Origin of the sequence: Candidatus Hecatella orcuttiae, assembly GCF_002009985.1 — an archaeon.
GTDB lineage: Archaea > Thermoproteota > Bathyarchaeia > Hecatellales > Hecatellaceae > Hecatella > Hecatella orcuttiae.
The window spans coordinates 230,766-246,080 of sequence record NZ_MTLX02000005.1 but is presented as its reverse complement, the minus strand read 5'-3'; the positions used below and the strand labels follow the sequence as shown (position 1 = coordinate 246,080).

Sequence of the window (15,315 nt, the reverse complement as noted above, 5' to 3'; positions counted from 1 at the left end):
CCCGAAAAATAGGCGTGTCCGCCTCATCCGTCGCTCAGCTCCACCACGGCGTCGATGCCAACCTTTCCCTCCGCCATCATCTGCTTGAGTTTTCGCTGCGTTGCCTCCACGGCTTCATCGTGGTCTCGGGCTTCCACGGTGAAGCTTTCGAGGTCCACTACATACTCCTTAAGCTTCCGTTTCCCAGCCACGTCCAGACTCCCCGAAAAGCCCCTGGGAGCTCAGGACAGCCTGTATATTTTCACGTCCAAGCTTCCTTCCTTGAGAGCCTTGTAGCAGGCTTCGCACAGCCAGTAGAGGAACATCAGCCGGTAGCATGGCTGATTGGGCTTTGAGGTGCTCACAGCAGAATCCCATGAGGCCCCCCCGAAAAAGGGCGGCTACGGGTAGCTTTCAGGCTCCAAGACGATGACAGCCCGCTTCCCACGCCTGATAACCCTCGCCGGGAGAAAGCAGACCGTTTCCAGGTATTCGCCCGCCAGCTCCAGCAGCTCGTCTCTGCTCATCTTTTCCACGCCCTCACCGGCCACTGCAAGCGTCGGATTCCTCTTCACGCCCACACATAAGGACAACCCTGTCCCCGAAAGGTTGGAGGCTTAGATTTCCTCCAAGACCGACTGGGCCACGGGCACAGCCTCCCTCGGCTTCGCCTCCTGAGCCTCCACCGGCATCCAGTGGCGGTATTCGACGCGCTTCTGGGTCAGGGCCATCACCAGGATGAAGCGGCCGTCCTGGAAGATGGGGTAGATGAGGGCGTAGCTTTCCTTGAAGCCCCGGCCGAAGCTCAGCTTGCTCACGGCCATGGCGTCCTTGCGTTGGAGGTATTCGGCGAACTCCAGCAGCTGCCCTGGGGCGTCGGACCAGACCTCGTAGAGGCCTTCGACGAGGAACTCGCTGAGGCTGGTGGCTGGCAGCAGCTTCTTGACCTCCAAGACCTTGGTCCTGGGGAACGGTTGCACCTCCACCTCCCGGCCGTCGGGGAGCAGCTGGTAGTGGCGGACCTCGGCCTCCGGGTACTCCCGGCCCTCCGCGTCCATGTACGCCCAGTGGTAGGGTGTCGGCCGGAGGGAGACTTCGACGCCGCTGACGTGGCGGTGCACGATCTTCATGCGGGCCTCCACGTCCTTGGCGGTGAGCTTCTCGTAGCGGATGGGCGTTGTGACGGTGAACTCGGGGCTGGTGTACCTGAGGTCGGCTTTGAAGCCGTGGAACCGCCGGCCCTCCGCCTCCGCCTTCTTCAGCTCCTCGGCCACCTGCCGTCTTTGACCGGGCTTGGCGGCCTGAACGAGCACCTGCTCGACGACTTTACCCTTAGCCTTAGCCATCGAAAATCCCCGAAAAGGGGCCTACTCGGCAGTCAGGCCCTCTTCGGCCAGCCGCACCGCCAGCTCCTTCACCCTCGAAGCCAGGTCGTCCCCGGCCTTCTCAGCCACATCCTGGGCTAGGTCGTCCACCTCAACCCATGAAACCACGCTAACCCCTTCCCCGAAAAAAGGGCTCAGTCGAAAGCCTTCACCAGTCGGTCTTCTCCGGCTTTAACCCTCACCAGGGTTTCGCCGCACTTCGGGCAGACGGTCAGCATCCAGTTGGGCCTGGGGTTGAAGGCGTAGCCGCACCTGGGACAGCGCTCCATGCGGTGGTCCCCCCGAGGCAGAAAAAGGGAGGCCCACGGGGTCGGCCTAGTGGAACGCCCCCAGCCACCGCCTTATCTTAGCCGGCAGCCTGGGGACGACGCCCACCACGCCGTCTTCGTCCACCAGCAGCGGATAAGGGCAGTCGCCCAGGCGGATGAGCCTGGCCGTGTAGGCGTGGTTGCGGATGAGGACGGCCGACCCGCCGCCCTGCCGCTGGAAGGTCACTCCGCCGCGGAGCCGGAGGACCAGGCCTCCGTGGATGTGCAGGTCGAATTTGGGCACCGTGAAGGCTTCCATGGCTGTCCCCGAGAATTGAGCCAAAAAAGGAGGGGTTTGGACTAACGTCCGTATTTTCGGAGCTCGGCCGGCGACAGCAGCAACGTCCAAACCGCCCTGGAGCCGTCTGGAAGCTGCACCTCCACCCGGCACCAGGTGAAGTCTGGCGTGAAGCTGTCGGGCTGCAGCTCCTCCACTACTCGAACAACCTGCAAGGCCTTCACCCCGACAAGGGCCTGTGCATCCGGGTAGTCAGGGTGACGTTGGGGTTTGGCCATGCAAACCCTCGCCCCGCCGTGGACACGCCTCCCAGTCGCCTGGGAGGCTGGGCTATTGGCTTGGTCGCCCAAGCCTGCCCGGGGACAGACCTCGCTAGCCCCCCTTGGGGCCTACGAGACACCGCCTCAGACGCGGGGCTAAGCATGTTGGGGATTGACATGCTCGAGTTACCCGCAGGGGCCCTTCGGGGCAGCCCCCGCGACCGCAGGCTCGGAGCTTGGCGGTCCTCACCGCCTGCGGCTCTAGGGTTCTAACCCAGCCTCCCCTCAGCCGCTCACAGGCCGTCGGCTCTACCGCCGGCCTCGGGCCTCCGGGGAGGCTTCAAGGTTCCCTGTACTTCCGCCCCCGGGTTCACAGCCTTTTCAGCTCAGCCCCGGGGGTCGCCCCACCCGGCCTGTGCCTCTCAAGGGCACGGTTGCACCCGGAACCTGAGCCCCCCTGCCGGTCAGGCTTCTCCGGGTGGTCATTCCTTCTCCGGCCTCTTCACGCCGGACTGCGGCTAAGCCGGGGGCTGCCCGGCCTAGTTCCGCCCGTTCCTGAGGGCCAGCCAGATGCGCACCTGCTCCGCGGCCCACTCGTCGCCGCCTAGGGCTTCGAAAAGCCGCTCCGCTGCCGCCTTGAAACGCACAAAAACACCCCCTTTGAGACCTTCTTCAAAAAGGGTTTTGCTGAGAAGATATTTAAATATACCGTTTCTTTTGGCTCTAGGGCCTTTATTAAGGCCTGTTTTTGAAAAAGAAGGCTTAAGGTGGTAGGAAGTTTAAATATGTTCTCAGCAAAGCCTTATTCGGAGATGGCAGGCATGGCAACGGCAGGATTCGGAGGAGCGGTCGTCGTGCAGCTGGTCTGCGAGGTCTGCGGCGTAGCCTACAAGCAGGAGCGGCACTGGGGCGACTGGTGGGCTAGGCTGGCCCGGCGGTGCGGAGGGCTGCTGGAGCGGGGGCTGTGCGGCCGGTGCACGGAGCGGTGGCTGAAGATTGACAGCATAGACAGGCGGACGTGGGCAAGGGAGGGTCGGAAGGTCAAGTACGTGCATGGAGCAGGCTACGTGCAGGGCGTCTTGCAGGTCAAGCGGAGGCGGCCGAGGCTGAAGAGTTAAACTTATTTATTTTTTGTTTACTTCGTGACGCCTTGGCCATACTCGTCGAGGCTTCAAGTTTAAAAAGTAAATAACTGCTGTCAGGCAGTATGAACAGATAGAGGGGTATTCCCCGCCGGCTAATCTGGTCCATCCCCTTTAGTTCTGAGATGCTGATGCTACAACGTTTCAATGGAACTTTGGCGTCGATATAGTAGGTTGCACCATTTTTCTCCGCTATGAAGTCGTAAGGTTTTGAGCTAATGTCTTTTTCATAGGTTATTTTAAATCCGAGAGCTTTTAGAACCTGTTCAGCTTTAGGGTGGCCAAACTTTCTCAGACGCTTAATAACTTTGAGCGAGATTTTTGAATATTGAGGCTTGCTTTCTTTGTTTTTCATATTACATTCCTTACTTTCCAAGAATTTATGTATTTTCCTTGGCTCATCTTATGACTCTCATCCTCGTTTCCTTTTTCTCAAGGGGATCACTTATTGTCCAAGAATGTAAGGAAAGAAATTTTGGGGATGAGCAAGCTCACTTACAAATTCCAACTTACCCTCCCAAAGAGGGTCAGGGAAAGATTCGCTCTGAAAGAGGGAGATATACTCGTCTTCCTAGCAGAAGATAGCAGGCTAATCTTAACAAAGAGTACTGAATCCTAACCAGGCTAGAAGGACCCGATTTTTCAAGTAGCGAATGAGTTACTTGTTGAAGTCGGAGGCTTCTCTGACCTTCTGGGCTGCGCGCTGAAGGATGGGGGCGAGCTTTGGGGAGGCGAAGTCTTGGAGGGTGTAGCCTCTCCCGGCCACGTAGTCTCTGGCTTCCCGGGTCCAGGGGAGAACGGTCAGGTCTGCCACGGTCAGCGGGGCCATAGGGGGTCACTCGCCCTCCAAGAATTCGTCCACCGGAGGCGGTTTACCGTAGACTTTGACCTTCGGCTCCTGCGGCTCCGACCGCCCCTTCTCAGCCCTCTTCCGGGCGTCCATGCGCTCCAAGACCCGGCGCCAGGGCGGGCATACATAGCGGTAAGGGTCCTCCTTGGGAGCGGCAGTGTCGTAGTTTTCCCACTCCAAGCCGCAGACGGTGCACCGTTTGGCTTTCATGTCCCACCTGTGGCCTTTGGTTAAGGGAAAGTCCTCCGGTAAGGGCGGCAGCAGACGCTCCCGAGCCTCCTCCTTAGCCTGACGCCAAACAGCCTCGGAGGCGAATTCCTGAGCGCAGTCCAGGCAGACGATTTTTTTCACCCTACTATGCTGGGTTTCATACACGTTTTCGTGAAGACAGTCCTCTTCTGGTAGGAGAAACCCCTCCTGCACCAGCCGTTGCTTGAGGACCAGGGGGACCAGTTCCCACAATGTCAACCCGCCCAGTTTGGCGCCGAGCAACATCAAAGCACGGGTAAGAGGTTTATTGAAGAAGTACGGCATTAAAACCACCTAGAAGTACGAGATAATTCAATAACAAGTATCTAATGTTCACCACACTAGTACTACTAGTGTGGTGAAAAATACACAACCCCGTTTTGAATATTCTAGTGTGGTGAAGGCTGGGAACTATTGCTGGGTTGGTTGTTTTTCTCTTTCTTTGGTTCTTTCTTTCTCTTTTTATTGCTCAGCCCTCCCTAACCCATTCTGTGAAGTACCGGTAGGAGAAGTCTTCGGGGGGAAGCTCCTCGGGGCCCACCCTGATTTTCAGGCTGCCGCCTTCCTGCTTCGCCCTTTCAGCGGCCTTCTCCAGCCAGGCCTCCAGTCGGCTGGGCTGATAGTCGCGGTAGATTTTCCCCTTCATGTCGGCGAAGAGGCTGCCCTCGCTGCCGGAGGTCAGCGGCCTGACCAGCTTCCGCCTCCGGTCCTCCGCGGCCTCCCCTAGGTCGATCTAGTCTTATATCGGGTAGCTTTTCAACTGAGACGTTTTCAGAGTCGTAACGAAACCATCGCCGGTCTGTTGCACGAAACAGGAGTTGTCAGGGGAGGGTGAGATTTCTACTATTCCCTTGATATTAAAAAATTAGTAAACGATTGAGGGGAAAAACTCTTCGCGTAGTCGGGTTAGGGGTTGCATCGTAGACTACGTGGTGGTAGACCTCGCGGAGCTTCTTCCTTGCTAGATGGGCGGTTAGGCTGATTATTCCCTTAAAGCCGGTTGAAGGTGGAGTCTTGGATTAGGTTTTCTAGGTTTGGTATGACTTGAGAAGCATAGTGTATGGTTTTTTGAAGAAGTTTTAGGTAGGTTTTCTGGTCAACGGGTTCAGTTCCATGGGCCAGGATGGAGTTGTTTCTCTTGGAAAGGAGGTTAAGTAGCTCCTTATCTTCGGTGAGTTGTTTTCCAAAATGATTTCGTTTCTCGGCTAGGAGTTGGCAGGTTTTGTTGAGTCCTATCTTGATTTTTTGTTCCCGACCTTGCACCCCCCATTCCTTTCTCAGGTCTTGAGGCACCTCTTCTATGGGTAGATTACCAGCGTTGAGGGAGTATCTTCTTTTTAGTTCGTATTGGGTTAGAAATTCTAGGGTTCGGTATAGTCTGGCGACGGCGTCGTCGTATTTCTTTTCTATATCCCCTCTCCTTCTTGCGTTGTTTATGAGATCTGCAATGAGGTAGGGTTCGTTTTCTTGAGTGTGGAGTAATCTTCCGAGGAAGCTTTTGTTCTGGTTGCAGAGGGGGTCTTTCACGGTTTTTAGGTGGTTGAAGGCTGTGGAGTGGTCGAACTTATCCCATGCCGAGTAGGAGTTGGCTAGGGCTTTTAGGTCGGTTATGGATTGGTGGATTCGGGGGTCCGCGGTAGCCTTTTCTATTTCTTGGATTATGGTTAGCACGGCGTCATATTGACATTGGTTGAAGAATTTTTTTGCTGTGGATAGTTTCTTTTCTAAGATAGCAAAGTAGGGTCTGATGTGGTTTATTCTTTCGGTTCCTTTTTGGACTATTCCTCCTACTCGTTTGCCTGTCACGTAGTTTAAGCTGTCAGCCTCATGGAAGGTTCCAAGTATGATTAGTGCCCCTGTCATAGCCTTTGTTCCTGAAGTATAATCCACGGAGAGGATTGGGTAGGTTTGTCTGATTTCTCTGAATTTTTGGTTTAAGGTTTCGTAGATGTTTTGAATGTTATCCGGGTCTTCGATTTCTATGGTTTCATAATTTTGAGCGCCTATTTTCTGGAGGATATGGGGTAGGGTAAGCTTCTTGCTTTCCCGGGTTACTATGAAGTAGACCATATCTGGGTGACTTGCTTGGATGCTGTAGGTTATTCCGTGAGCTAGACTTTCCACAGCTTCTGAGGTTGGCTTGGCGCCGGTGCCAATCGGAATTATAAGTGCTTTTTTCATAGGTTTACGACCTTCTTGTGAAGATAACGCCTCATAATATGCTAAAAAAGTTTCTTGGAATTAACGAAACTGACAATAAGACAGGTGAGACCTATCAGCGAATACTATCGTCCTTTTTTCTTCGAGCAGCACGTTTTCCATTTTTTTCCTTCTTGAGCCATTGAAACTTAGCTGAGACAAAAGACATTCTTAAAGCCCACTAAGAGTTTCTGTAGTCTCCTCTTCTTTTGAGTCATTGAAACCGGCCTATGCTGGGTTATACAAACGCCCTACTGTAAGTTTCTGTAGTCTCCTCTTCTTTTGAGTCATTGAAACTCGGTTCGGCAGAAAACTTAACCGAAGCGAAAAAAGTTTCTGTAGTCTCCTCTTCTTTTGAGTCATTGAAACGTGGCGCCGAATGGGATACGGAAGATGCCTTTTTGGGGTTTCTGTAGTCTCCTCTTCTTTTGAGTCATTGAAACATGATTACTATAAACGGGTTCAGCAAAGAGAGATAAGTTTCTGTAGTCTCCTCTTCTTTTGAGTCATTGAAACCAAACAAACCCTTCGACATCCGAGTAAGGATCACGGGTTTCTGTAGTCTCCTCTTCTTTTGAGTCATTGAAACAGGTGGAAAGAATGAAATTCCCCCCCTCTCTCCCATGGTTTCTGTAGTCTCCTCTTCTTTTGAGTCATTGAAACGACTAGACTGGTTAATTCTGTAGCCGTATCCTTTAGTTTCTGTAGTCTCCTCTTCTTTTGAGTCATTGAAACAACTATAAAATAAAAATGGGAAGGAAAGATGACAAAAGTTTCTGTAGTCTCCTCTTCTTTTGAGTCATTGAAACCTTCCACCCGCCAGGCCGAAAAATTCGGGGAAGTGATGTTTCTGTAGTCTCCTCTTCTTTTGAGTCATTGAAACATGATTTTATGCTCGAAGCGGCTAATTATGGTATAGGTTTCTGTAGTCTCCTCTTCTTTTGAGTCATTGAAACACACATATAATTTTTTTAATTCTTCTTGGTTATGGTGTTTCTGTAGTCTCCTCTTCTTTTGAGTCATTGAAACATGTTTGTAAAGTATGGGTTCACGCTTGTGATTCACTGTTTCTGTAGTCTCCTCTTCTTTTGAGTCATTGAAACTGGATTTGAAAGAACATTTAATCTTAAAAAAACTTGAGTTTCTGTAGTCTCCTCTTCTTTTGAGTCATTGAAACCCTTAATAATGCAGTCGAGGAAATTCTTATGACTGCTCGTTTCTGTAGTCTCCTCTTCTTTTGAGTCATTGAAACTAAATTTCCAGTAGATGGAACTATTTTGGCTTTTGCGTTTCTGTAGTCTCCTCTTCTTTTGAGTCATTGAAACTGCCTCTGCCCGCAGGTAGGGCGTAGCGTTTTTCCACGGTTTCTGTAGTCTCCTCTTCTTTTGAGTCATTGAAACTTTAGCGTTAATCGTTGCTACCTTCACGTATTGGCTTGTTTCTGTAGTCTCCTCTTCTTTTGAGTCATTGAAACAGAAGTTTCCTTCGCTGTCCTGTATCAGGTCGCCGATGTTTCTGTAGTCTCCTCTTCTTTTGAGTCATTGAAACATTTACAAATTTTAAAATGGAAAATTTCATTCCTAGTTTCTGTAGTCTCCTCTTCTTTTGAGTCATTGAAACTACCAGCAAAGACAGCAAGGCGAAAAAATCTTCCAAGTTTCTGTAGTCTCCTCTTCTTTTGAGTCATTGAAACTGGGAGTATTTTTCAGCGTTTTCTTTCTACTCTTCGGTGAACAGTCTCTTTACATCAAGCCTTCGCGAACGACGGAAAACCGGCAGAGGGTATTTAACGCTGTTCACAGTTTCACCCGCCTCTCCCACAGAAGAATCATCGACCTACATTTTCCATGACTTCAGAAATATTGACCCTTCATCCTTCCAAGCATCTTCACCAATTATTAACTGAGTATGGCGATGCCGGGTTGGCAGCCCAGCCCTTTACGCCCTTCACCACCTCCACCTAGAACTCAGTTCCTCTCTACTCCTCTAAGGAGTCTCCTGACATATTTTTAACCCTGAGCTGGCCTAGGCCCATGGGCTTAAAGCCTCCCACAGCCAAGACCTCTAAAGCCGCCAAAGCCTTACTGAACACTTCAACCCCATCAGATCTATACCTGAAGACGCTTCCAGCCGCTACAGTGGGCAAAACCTCTCTTCTCCTGTCCTCCTTTAGCCTCCAACCGCTAAATCTACCTTCACCTACCCTTCGGTCTATCAGCTTAACACTGGGAAGTCTAGGAGCGCCCTCCTTGAAAATCCAAGTATAAGCCCTCCTAGCCGCAGCCACCAAAGTCTGACCTGACAAGTCTAACCCCTCCAGCAGAGCATCTGAAACAAGCCTTATGGCGAAATCCGCTGAGTTAAGCTTCGAAGCTCTATCCTCAAACCTTCCCGCATCTAGACGACTAACCTCGCTGATCTTAACAGAAACCCTGCCAAACCCCCGGCTTCTACCTCCCCCCAAACCCTCGTCGGGCAGAGCCTTCTCTAGAGTTGAAGTCAAAGCCTTTAAACAGGGTTCAGCCTTAGAGCCTACCACAACCTCCAAACCAAAACAAGTACCTTGAGCAACCACATCTCGGCTGTGAAGAGTGCCAAAAGGTTCAGCCTCACCAGGCAACCTAATCATAGCTGCGGCATAGCGACGCCGGTCTATAGCTGTCCTCGTGATCCGTGCCAAGTTTACCGGAGCCCTTGCAATATGTCCGCAAACAGAGCAAATATAGCCCTCATAAGGCTTAAGGACACCCCTGCATTTTGGGCATTCTTTAGGAGGATTAAAGCCGTTAAACCTTGTCTCCCCACAATCCTCGCAGACAAAGAAAGTTCGCGGAGTAGGGTAGTATATTCCACCTCCAACGCAACCCTCATGCCTAGGATAGGCGTTCCTGAAGAAAACCTCTGAAGCCCTATTCCCCTCATCCTGGAAAAGCTGGAAGTAGTCACAATCCTCTCGACTCGGACATTCCTCATGCCTCTTAGCATACTCAGGTTTAACGCAAACAGCCCTAGCCAAAGCTAAACCCACTGCTCCCCTGAGCATTGAGCCCGGAATGTAAACCTTGGTTCCCTTAACCACTCCAAGCCTCGGCTCAGCCCCCAAATGGAGAGGACTCTGAGCTTTCACCGTACCCCTAATCACAAAGCACCCCAAGGCCTGTTCTCTTATTTCCACGGTTCAACAACTTCCTCCGAAGCCTTCCCTACATAGAACTCCGCAGTCCTAACCCTAGCCCTGTCCACCCGGATACGAACCTTACCAAGCCCCCGAGAAGACTGCCCGCCTAAAGCACTATCCTCCACCGACCTCAAAGCAGCCTTCAACAACCCAAGCTCCTCATCGGTCAAGTTCTCAGCCACAATTTCCAAGCTGAAACGACTACCAGCCGGAACAGCCTCCAAGCTATACAGAGCCCCAGGCTTCACGGTGCCTGTCTCTCTGTCCAAGGCTATACCTGTCCTCCTAAGCAGATTCTCCAAGCCGCCAACCAGATGGGCATCCCTAAACTTCACTTTACTCGCCCTAGAAACTCCACCCTTCATACCAGCCGTACCGAAGATTTTGCAAATTATACAAAGACTTTCCTCTCCCTTAGCTTTCGACCCGCACATCGACTCCACAGTTGGAGCTTCGCATACTGCATAACCCATAGACCTAGCCAACCTTTCAGCTTCAGAGCGAACTCTACCCTTCAAGGAAGACCCCGGCACGTAGGGGTTTCCCTTAGGGTCTTTCAACACCGGAAGGTCCACGGTTTCCTCAAACTCAGCCTTCCCCGAGCCTACATGCAACGCTGTTAAGGCTTCGATTTCCCCCTCTAGGATCAGTCTTTTATCCAGTTTTTCAAACACCAATCTAACCTTTCACCTCCTTTCTCTTTTATTCAAACCAAACTTTCAGGTTTACGTACCTCAATTCAGGAACTCTCCGCTTTACCTCGCCAACTATTTCCGAAGCCAGCCTACCCCTGTCGGGAACTCTACCCTCAACGTTGACACTAAGCCTAAACCCATCACGGTCCATGAAAAGCTTAGACCCGCCAAACCGAAGCCTCCTCAAGCTGAGTTGCTCCCTCACTACTTTATCGATTTCTCCCCGACGCCGCCCAACAATTTCTATATCCTTCTCACGAAGCTTCCAATCTAAATAATCCGCCGCTACTCCGACAATTTTAGAAAAAATACGAGGGACAGCCCTACCTAAGAGGTCTTCCAACTTGGAAGCGAAGTCCAAGCTGAGTAAGGGTCGCCCTCCACTTTCCCTTGTCACCTGCTTCCTAATCCAGAAAAGAATGCCTTCCTTATCATGGGTCTCTGCATAACGTGCAAGCTGCTCCAGCTGCCCTTTCCTAACATCAGACTTCGCGGCTTCCTCAGCCAACCTGTTTGCTTCATGGTAAATGTTCAACTCAGAAATTTCTCACACCCCATTCTCTATGTTAAGCTATGTTATAACTTTTAAAAGTTCAAGCACATCCAAAAGCATACTCCTCTCTACCAAGCTTTTCAGCCAACCCATTTCCTCCCAACTAATTACCTCCCGAGCAAACTGTCTTCTCAAATAGAACTCTGCAGCGTCCTTAGCAAAGGTCTTCTCTGCTTGGATTAGACGGCTTAACTCCCTGAGCTGGGTTGAAGGCGTCTTCTCTCTTAACCTTCTCACCAAGTCTAACATTTCCGTTAGAGCTTCCCAGCTGTAAGGTCTGCCTGAAAGCCTTAGTCGCCTCTTACTGCTACCCTCTAAAGATAAGTCCTGCTCCGTGTAGCTGATGCTCCAAACTATTTCGTAGTCCAACCGACTCCTACCTGCAGTCTTAGCATTGTCTAAAAGCTTAGAAACGGCTTCTAAAGCTAAGTAGATCGGATAACCCTTTTTAGCGAGAACTACACCCGCAGATAAGGTTAAACCAGTCTTTCTTCTAAATACCCTCTCAGCCTCCAAGGCTACATCGAAAACCTTACCTCCGAGTAGAATAGCTAAGAGATCGTCTCCACCAGCGTAAACAGTTCTTCCCCCACTCTTCTCAACCAACTCTCTCAACTCAGACTCAAAAGTTCCGTGAAGAAACCTGCTAAACGAAGCCAGCCTAGCAGGAGTTGCATTTTTACTATAGTCTTCTTTGAGTTTTTTACCAGAGAACACTTTACCCACATGGTCTCCGTCCATCTTCAGGATACCGATAAATCCTTTCCCTCCACTCTCCTCATCCGCCCTAACCAAGCCGTCAATGTCTATACCTCTCTGCTCCTCTCCAAGCTGTCTTCTTTTAAGACACTTTTCACAAAGAAACTCCAATCTAGGATAGGAATCCACAGCCGCTTTATATCTCCCTGAAAAAGTTCCAAGCTCAACTCCGCAGACCGCGCAGGGCTCAGACTGAGGGGTGATGGGTTTAAACCCTAAAAGTGGTCTACCAGTTTTTCTCTCTCGTAAGCTCCAATAGGAGTCCTCCCAAATTTTACCGAAATTCTGTAGCTCCGCGCCCACACAAGATTTTAAAATAATTGTGATAGAAAGCTGCCCATGGGACAAATCCTCAAAAGCTTTCTCGGAACTCCGTCGAAGCCCCTCCGCTATCAAAGGTGGTGATAAAGCCAAAAAATTCCCCCCGCCTCGATAAAGAACACAGTCGGGACCAAGCCTCTCCTCGAAAACGTTGGCCGATGCCTCTGTTGCCTCCTTTATAATTCTGCTTCCAGCCGTCAAATCTGGCAGACGTTTGGAGGAATTGAGGTAGTTTTGAACCCTGTCCGCATCACCCCTAACTAAGACAAATTCGTAGTTCTCTAATTCCTTTCCGGGCTGGAAGCCTGAAAGAAATATGCATGTGGCTATGGCTGCCGTAAGCTTCATGTGGCTGAAAAGGTCAGTATCATTTATGGGAGGTTGAGTATAAGCCGGTATTTGAGAAAGACGACCGTTACAAAGCTCCTCAAACAGCCTTCTATAACCGGCCTGGATGTCTGAATGTAGTAATTCCTTGTTTGTCTCCAAAGTTTTTAAAACCTCAGCCGAAACCTCTTCCAGCTCCTCTGCATTAAAACTAAACCGACGTAAACCTTTGGATAGAATGTAGGAAAGTTCTATGGGGGGTTTAGGTCTCGGAGACCGCCGATAAGCTTCCTCAACCCTGTCAGCCCCGGAGGCAGCCATATCAGCCAGATGGACAATATGTTCCATAGAGGTTTTAGGATGAAAATCTTGATGATACGTCCTTGAAGCGTGATGCCTCATGGCTGAAATAGCCAACTCTTTATCAAGGACGTCTTTTAACATCTCATAAGTAAACTGGACATGTTCAGACCAGTCTTTGCCTCTAGCCCAACACCTTAATTTACCAACATCATGCAACAAAGCGCATAATTTTAAAAACCAAAGTTCTTCCAAAAAAGTAACCTCCCATGATATAACTCGTCTATCTACCTAAAAATGTTTAAAGATGACTTAAAATGTGAAAGCATCCAATGTTAGCTTCTATGCTGGTAGATATAGGCGTAGAATTTACCCTTCTCTTTGCTCGAACACCTCCCCCGTAGAAACTACGCCGACATCGACCAAATTCTCAGAGCCCTTCGACATGTGAAACTAGACAGCCTTTGAACGCCCAGCTACATGTTTCGCCTTACTTTCGCTAACCTCTCATGGTTAAGAGGTAGCGACACCCATCTGTTTATTTACCAGATTGGACGATCCCATTTCCCGTTTCTACATCAGAAAGAAACTGACTAGGCTTATCGTTGGATATTGTCACTTCCATGGATTAGAAGAGATGAAAAAGACCGTATGTGGAGTTGGATACGCCAGAGGCTCGACGGAATGGATTCGAGCATTAGAGAAGATTTTGAAAAAGGCTCTCATTTACCTGAAGAAGGCAAGGATAATTCTACCGCTGGAAGGAGGGGGGCTGAGGATCCGGTTTGACCGGTGCAGAAAAATACCGCCTCCTATCTATTCCTACACCTCAGAAGATCTTCCAAAAAATATCTCAGAAAGTTCTGGGCCTCTGCTAATGGGAGAGCGGATGTCCCTGAGCTTCGGGGTTGAGGCCTTAGATAGGCTGATCGGCAGACTGCCTGCCGGCTGCCTGACGGCCCTGCACGGGTCTACCTTATGCCATACCCTTTCGGAGCTACTGTGTGTGAGGGCCCAGCTACCAGAGGATGAAGGCGGCTTGGAATCGCCAGCCGTCTTCCTTGACGGAGGCAACATTTTCAATCCCTACGCGGTCGCGGAGTTTGCCCGCCAGCTTCACTTAAATCCGCAGGAGGCACTAAGGGGAGTTTGGGTTTCTCGGGCCTTCACCTGCCATCAACTGGTATCTCTCGTCACGGAGAAGCTCCCCCTACTACTGGACAGCCACTCCGCGAAGCTCATCGTCGTCTCCGACGCAGCCAACCTCTTCTACGACCCTTATATGGGTAAGGAGGAGCTTCACAGTCTCTTCAACCAGACAGTCCGGTTTCTCTTCCAGCTGGCTAGGGAGAAGAGAGCGGTCGTAGTGGCCACCCTCCTGCCTCACCCTTCCCAAGAGCGGAGAATACCCCTAACTCCCTACCTTCTATCGAGAAGCAACTACGCGGTCCGCATCACGGAGAAAGGCTCAGGCTACACGGCCACCTTGGAGAAGCCTGAAAGAGGGAGGTCGGTTAAGTGGAGAAAGACTTAACATCTTCAGCGCCGCGTTCGGTTGAGGTGATGGAAAACGGGTAGAACCGTACCCTCCCACCGGACAGCCTTAGAGGAAGAGTTGAAAAAATGGGAGAGATTCGGTAGGGCACTAAGAAAGGAAGACCGGGAGCTTTTTCAAGACATGGTCAACGCCTGCCGCTTTTACGCCTCAGCTGCTGGCGCGGCCACTAGGCCGGTAATAACGGAGGCCCTCCTCATGTCCATCCTTCTCTCCCACCACATAATGCTAAAAGATCTTCGGGTTAAGCTGGATGAACTCCTCAAGTGTGGAATCGACCAAAAGGGTTGAAGGCTGGCTTATCGACCTGTATCCCAGCCAACCCGGTGAGATGACTCTCTGGATAAAACGTAAGGAGGGGGGATGCGTCAGGCTTGTCGACAGGTGGAATCTAAAGGTCTACGTTGCAGGCCGGGAATGTGACCTCAAAAAGCTCATTCCGGTTCTAGCCGCCAGCAAATCGGTTGCAGGCTACAGGTTCGAACAGAAATACGTAAGACTGCAGGACCCGGAGAAGTCGACGGTGTTAGAGGTTGAGGTCCCGGACCGTCGAAGGCTTTCCCGCTTCGCCCGGAAGATTCTGCGCATTGGGGGATATGCCAAGTATCAGCTTTTCAATGTTGACATCCCTTCCGCCCAACTGTACCTCTATGAAAAAGAGCTGTTCCCCCTCGCCAGAATTGAAGCTCAGCAGACCGGAGAGAGGGTGAAATGGGAGCTCAAGAATTCTGTTGGGGATGAAGACTACGACCTCCCACCCTTCACAGCCTTGAAGCTTGAGGTAGAAGTGGAAGGCAGGGGAAAACTGCCCTCCCTCAGGGATCCCATTGGAAGGATAGCCCTCAAATCAGGCGAAGAAACCTTTGTCATAGACCGGGGAACCGAGGCTGAAAAACTACTTGGGTTAGTGGAACACATCCGCCGCCTCAGCTGTCTGAGCCTCTTTCTTTTATTCGCTGGTGAGAAATCGGGCAGGGACATAGAGGGTCTTCCTCAGTCCGGTTGATGATTTCTAGG

At 51.0% G+C, this 15,315-nt stretch carries 23 protein-coding genes and 1 CRISPR repeat array; of the genes, 6 read left to right on the top strand and 17 right to left on the bottom strand.

Annotated features, from left to right (window positions below):
• Positions 1-23 precede the first annotated feature (23 nt).
• Genes BWM17_RS04210 through BWM17_RS04180 form a run of 7 tightly spaced genes read right to left on the bottom strand, consistent with a single transcriptional unit; the run spans position 24 to position 2,021 of the window.
• Entirely contained in the window at positions 24-191 is a 168-nt protein-coding gene (locus BWM17_RS04210; RefSeq protein ID WP_309492680.1) for a hypothetical protein, read from the bottom strand.
• Positions 192-221: 30 nt separating this feature from the next.
• Entirely contained in the window at positions 222-344 is a 123-nt protein-coding gene (locus tag BWM17_RS04205; RefSeq protein ID WP_309492679.1) for a hypothetical protein, read from the bottom strand.
• 36 nt (positions 345-380) lie between these two features.
• The gene (locus BWM17_RS04200; RefSeq protein WP_309492678.1) at positions 381-572 is read right to left on the bottom strand and encodes a hypothetical protein; all 192 of its coding nucleotides are present in this window, start codon (positions 570-572) and stop codon (positions 381-383) included.
• Positions 573-596: 24 nt separating this feature from the next.
• Positions 597-1,325 carry a hypothetical protein gene (locus tag BWM17_RS04195; RefSeq protein ID WP_309492677.1) on the bottom strand — a complete coding sequence of 243 codons (729 nt, stop codon included), beginning with the start codon at positions 1,323-1,325 and terminating at the stop codon, positions 597-599.
• Between the two features lie 21 nt (positions 1,326-1,346).
• Positions 1,347-1,472 (bottom strand): hypothetical protein, encoded by a 126-nt coding sequence (locus BWM17_RS04190; protein ID WP_309492676.1) that lies wholly within the window; start codon positions 1,470-1,472, stop codon positions 1,347-1,349.
• Between the two features lie 26 nt (positions 1,473-1,498).
• Complete coding sequence (locus tag BWM17_RS04185; RefSeq protein WP_309492675.1) at positions 1,499-1,633, bottom strand: hypothetical protein; 135 nt, start codon at positions 1,631-1,633, stop codon at positions 1,499-1,501.
• 46 nt (positions 1,634-1,679) lie between these two features.
• On the bottom strand, positions 1,680-2,021 hold the full coding sequence (locus BWM17_RS04180; protein ID WP_309492674.1) for a hypothetical protein: 342 nt from the start codon (positions 2,019-2,021) through the stop codon (positions 1,680-1,682).
• Positions 2,022-2,167: 146 nt separating this feature from the next.
• Here BWM17_RS04180 and BWM17_RS04175 point away from each other — a divergent pair, with 146 nt between their 5' ends.
• A complete protein-coding gene (locus BWM17_RS04175; RefSeq protein ID WP_309492673.1) occupies positions 2,168-2,443 on the top strand; it encodes a hypothetical protein in 276 nt (91 codons plus the stop codon).
• A 108-nt stretch (positions 2,444-2,551) separates the two neighbouring features.
• On the opposite strand, the gene BWM17_RS04170 is transcribed toward BWM17_RS04175, so the two are convergent.
• Positions 2,552-2,764: a hypothetical protein gene (locus BWM17_RS04170; protein WP_309492672.1), complete on the bottom strand. Its 213-nt coding sequence runs from the start codon at positions 2,762-2,764 to the stop codon at positions 2,552-2,554.
• Between the two features lie 173 nt (positions 2,765-2,937).
• Between BWM17_RS04170 and BWM17_RS04165 the strand changes: the two genes are divergently transcribed.
• A complete protein-coding gene (locus BWM17_RS04165; protein WP_309492671.1) occupies positions 2,938-3,288 on the top strand; it encodes a hypothetical protein in 351 nt (116 codons plus the stop codon).
• Here the strand turns inward: BWM17_RS04165 and BWM17_RS04160 are convergent.
• Positions 3,257-3,667, bottom strand: a complete 411-nt coding sequence (locus tag BWM17_RS04160) for a hypothetical protein (protein WP_309492670.1) — start codon at positions 3,665-3,667, stop codon at positions 3,257-3,259. The two genes, BWM17_RS04165 and BWM17_RS04160, sit on opposite strands and share 32 nt — an antisense overlap.
• A 93-nt stretch (positions 3,668-3,760) precedes the next feature.
• Between BWM17_RS04160 and BWM17_RS04155 the strand changes: the two genes are divergently transcribed.
• A complete protein-coding gene (locus BWM17_RS04155; protein ID WP_309492669.1) occupies positions 3,761-3,931 on the top strand; it encodes an AbrB/MazE/SpoVT family DNA-binding domain-containing protein in 171 nt (56 codons plus the stop codon).
• Between the two features lie 39 nt (positions 3,932-3,970).
• Here the strand turns inward: BWM17_RS04155 and BWM17_RS04150 are convergent, their stop codons facing one another.
• The 8 genes from BWM17_RS04150 to cas10 form a co-directional block, all read right to left on the bottom strand.
• A complete protein-coding gene (locus BWM17_RS04150; protein WP_309492668.1) occupies positions 3,971-4,141 on the bottom strand; it encodes a hypothetical protein in 171 nt (56 codons plus the stop codon).
• Positions 4,142-4,147: 6 nt separating this feature from the next.
• Positions 4,148-4,696, bottom strand: a complete 549-nt coding sequence (locus BWM17_RS04145) for a hypothetical protein (RefSeq protein ID WP_309492667.1) — start codon at positions 4,694-4,696, stop codon at positions 4,148-4,150.
• A gap of 184 nt (positions 4,697-4,880) precedes the next feature.
• Entirely contained in the window at positions 4,881-5,057 is a 177-nt protein-coding gene (locus BWM17_RS04140; protein WP_309492666.1) for a hypothetical protein, read from the bottom strand.
• Between the two features lie 344 nt (positions 5,058-5,401).
• The gene (locus tag BWM17_RS04135) at positions 5,402-6,592 is read right to left on the bottom strand and encodes a TIGR02710 family CRISPR-associated CARF protein (RefSeq protein ID WP_309492665.1); all 1,191 of its coding nucleotides are present in this window, start codon (positions 6,590-6,592) and stop codon (positions 5,402-5,404) included.
• A 205-nt stretch (positions 6,593-6,797) separates the two neighbouring features.
• Positions 6,798-8,303: direct repeats of the CRISPR family, unit length 37 nt; unit sequence GTTTCTGTAGTCTCCTCTTCTTTTGAGTCATTGAAAC.
• A gap of 285 nt (positions 8,304-8,588) precedes the next feature.
• Positions 8,589-9,785: an RAMP superfamily CRISPR-associated protein gene (locus tag BWM17_RS04130; protein WP_309492664.1), complete on the bottom strand. Its 1,197-nt coding sequence runs from the start codon at positions 9,783-9,785 to the stop codon at positions 8,589-8,591.
• Positions 9,776-10,462 (bottom strand): type III CRISPR-associated RAMP protein Csx7, encoded by a 687-nt coding sequence (csx7, locus tag BWM17_RS04125; RefSeq protein ID WP_309493722.1) that lies wholly within the window; start codon positions 10,460-10,462, stop codon positions 9,776-9,778. Before csx7 ends, BWM17_RS04130 begins: the two co-directional genes overlap by 10 nt.
• A 28-nt stretch (positions 10,463-10,490) precedes the next feature.
• Positions 10,491-10,991: a hypothetical protein gene (locus BWM17_RS04120; RefSeq protein ID WP_309492663.1), complete on the bottom strand. Its 501-nt coding sequence runs from the start codon at positions 10,989-10,991 to the stop codon at positions 10,491-10,493.
• A gap of 63 nt (positions 10,992-11,054) precedes the next feature.
• Entirely contained in the window at positions 11,055-12,791 is a 1,737-nt protein-coding gene (gene cas10 / locus BWM17_RS04115) for a type III-B CRISPR-associated protein Cas10/Cmr2 (protein ID WP_309492662.1), read from the bottom strand.
• Positions 12,792-13,380: 589 nt separating this feature from the next.
• On the opposite strand from cas10, the gene BWM17_RS04110 reads away from it, so the two are divergent.
• The 3 genes from BWM17_RS04110 (at position 13,381) to BWM17_RS04100 (ending at position 15,304) form a co-directional block, all read left to right on the top strand.
• The gene (locus BWM17_RS04110) at positions 13,381-14,277 is read left to right on the top strand and encodes a hypothetical protein (protein WP_309492661.1); all 897 of its coding nucleotides are present in this window, start codon (positions 13,381-13,383) and stop codon (positions 14,275-14,277) included.
• A gap of 81 nt (positions 14,278-14,358) precedes the next feature.
• Positions 14,359-14,589: a hypothetical protein gene (locus BWM17_RS04105; RefSeq protein ID WP_309492660.1), complete on the top strand. Its 231-nt coding sequence runs from the start codon at positions 14,359-14,361 to the stop codon at positions 14,587-14,589.
• Positions 14,552-15,304, top strand: coding sequence for a hypothetical protein (locus tag BWM17_RS04100; protein WP_309492659.1), 753 nt, complete (start codon positions 14,552-14,554; stop codon positions 15,302-15,304). Before BWM17_RS04105 ends, BWM17_RS04100 begins: the two co-directional genes overlap by 38 nt.
• The last annotated feature ends 11 nt before the right edge of the window (positions 15,305-15,315 follow it).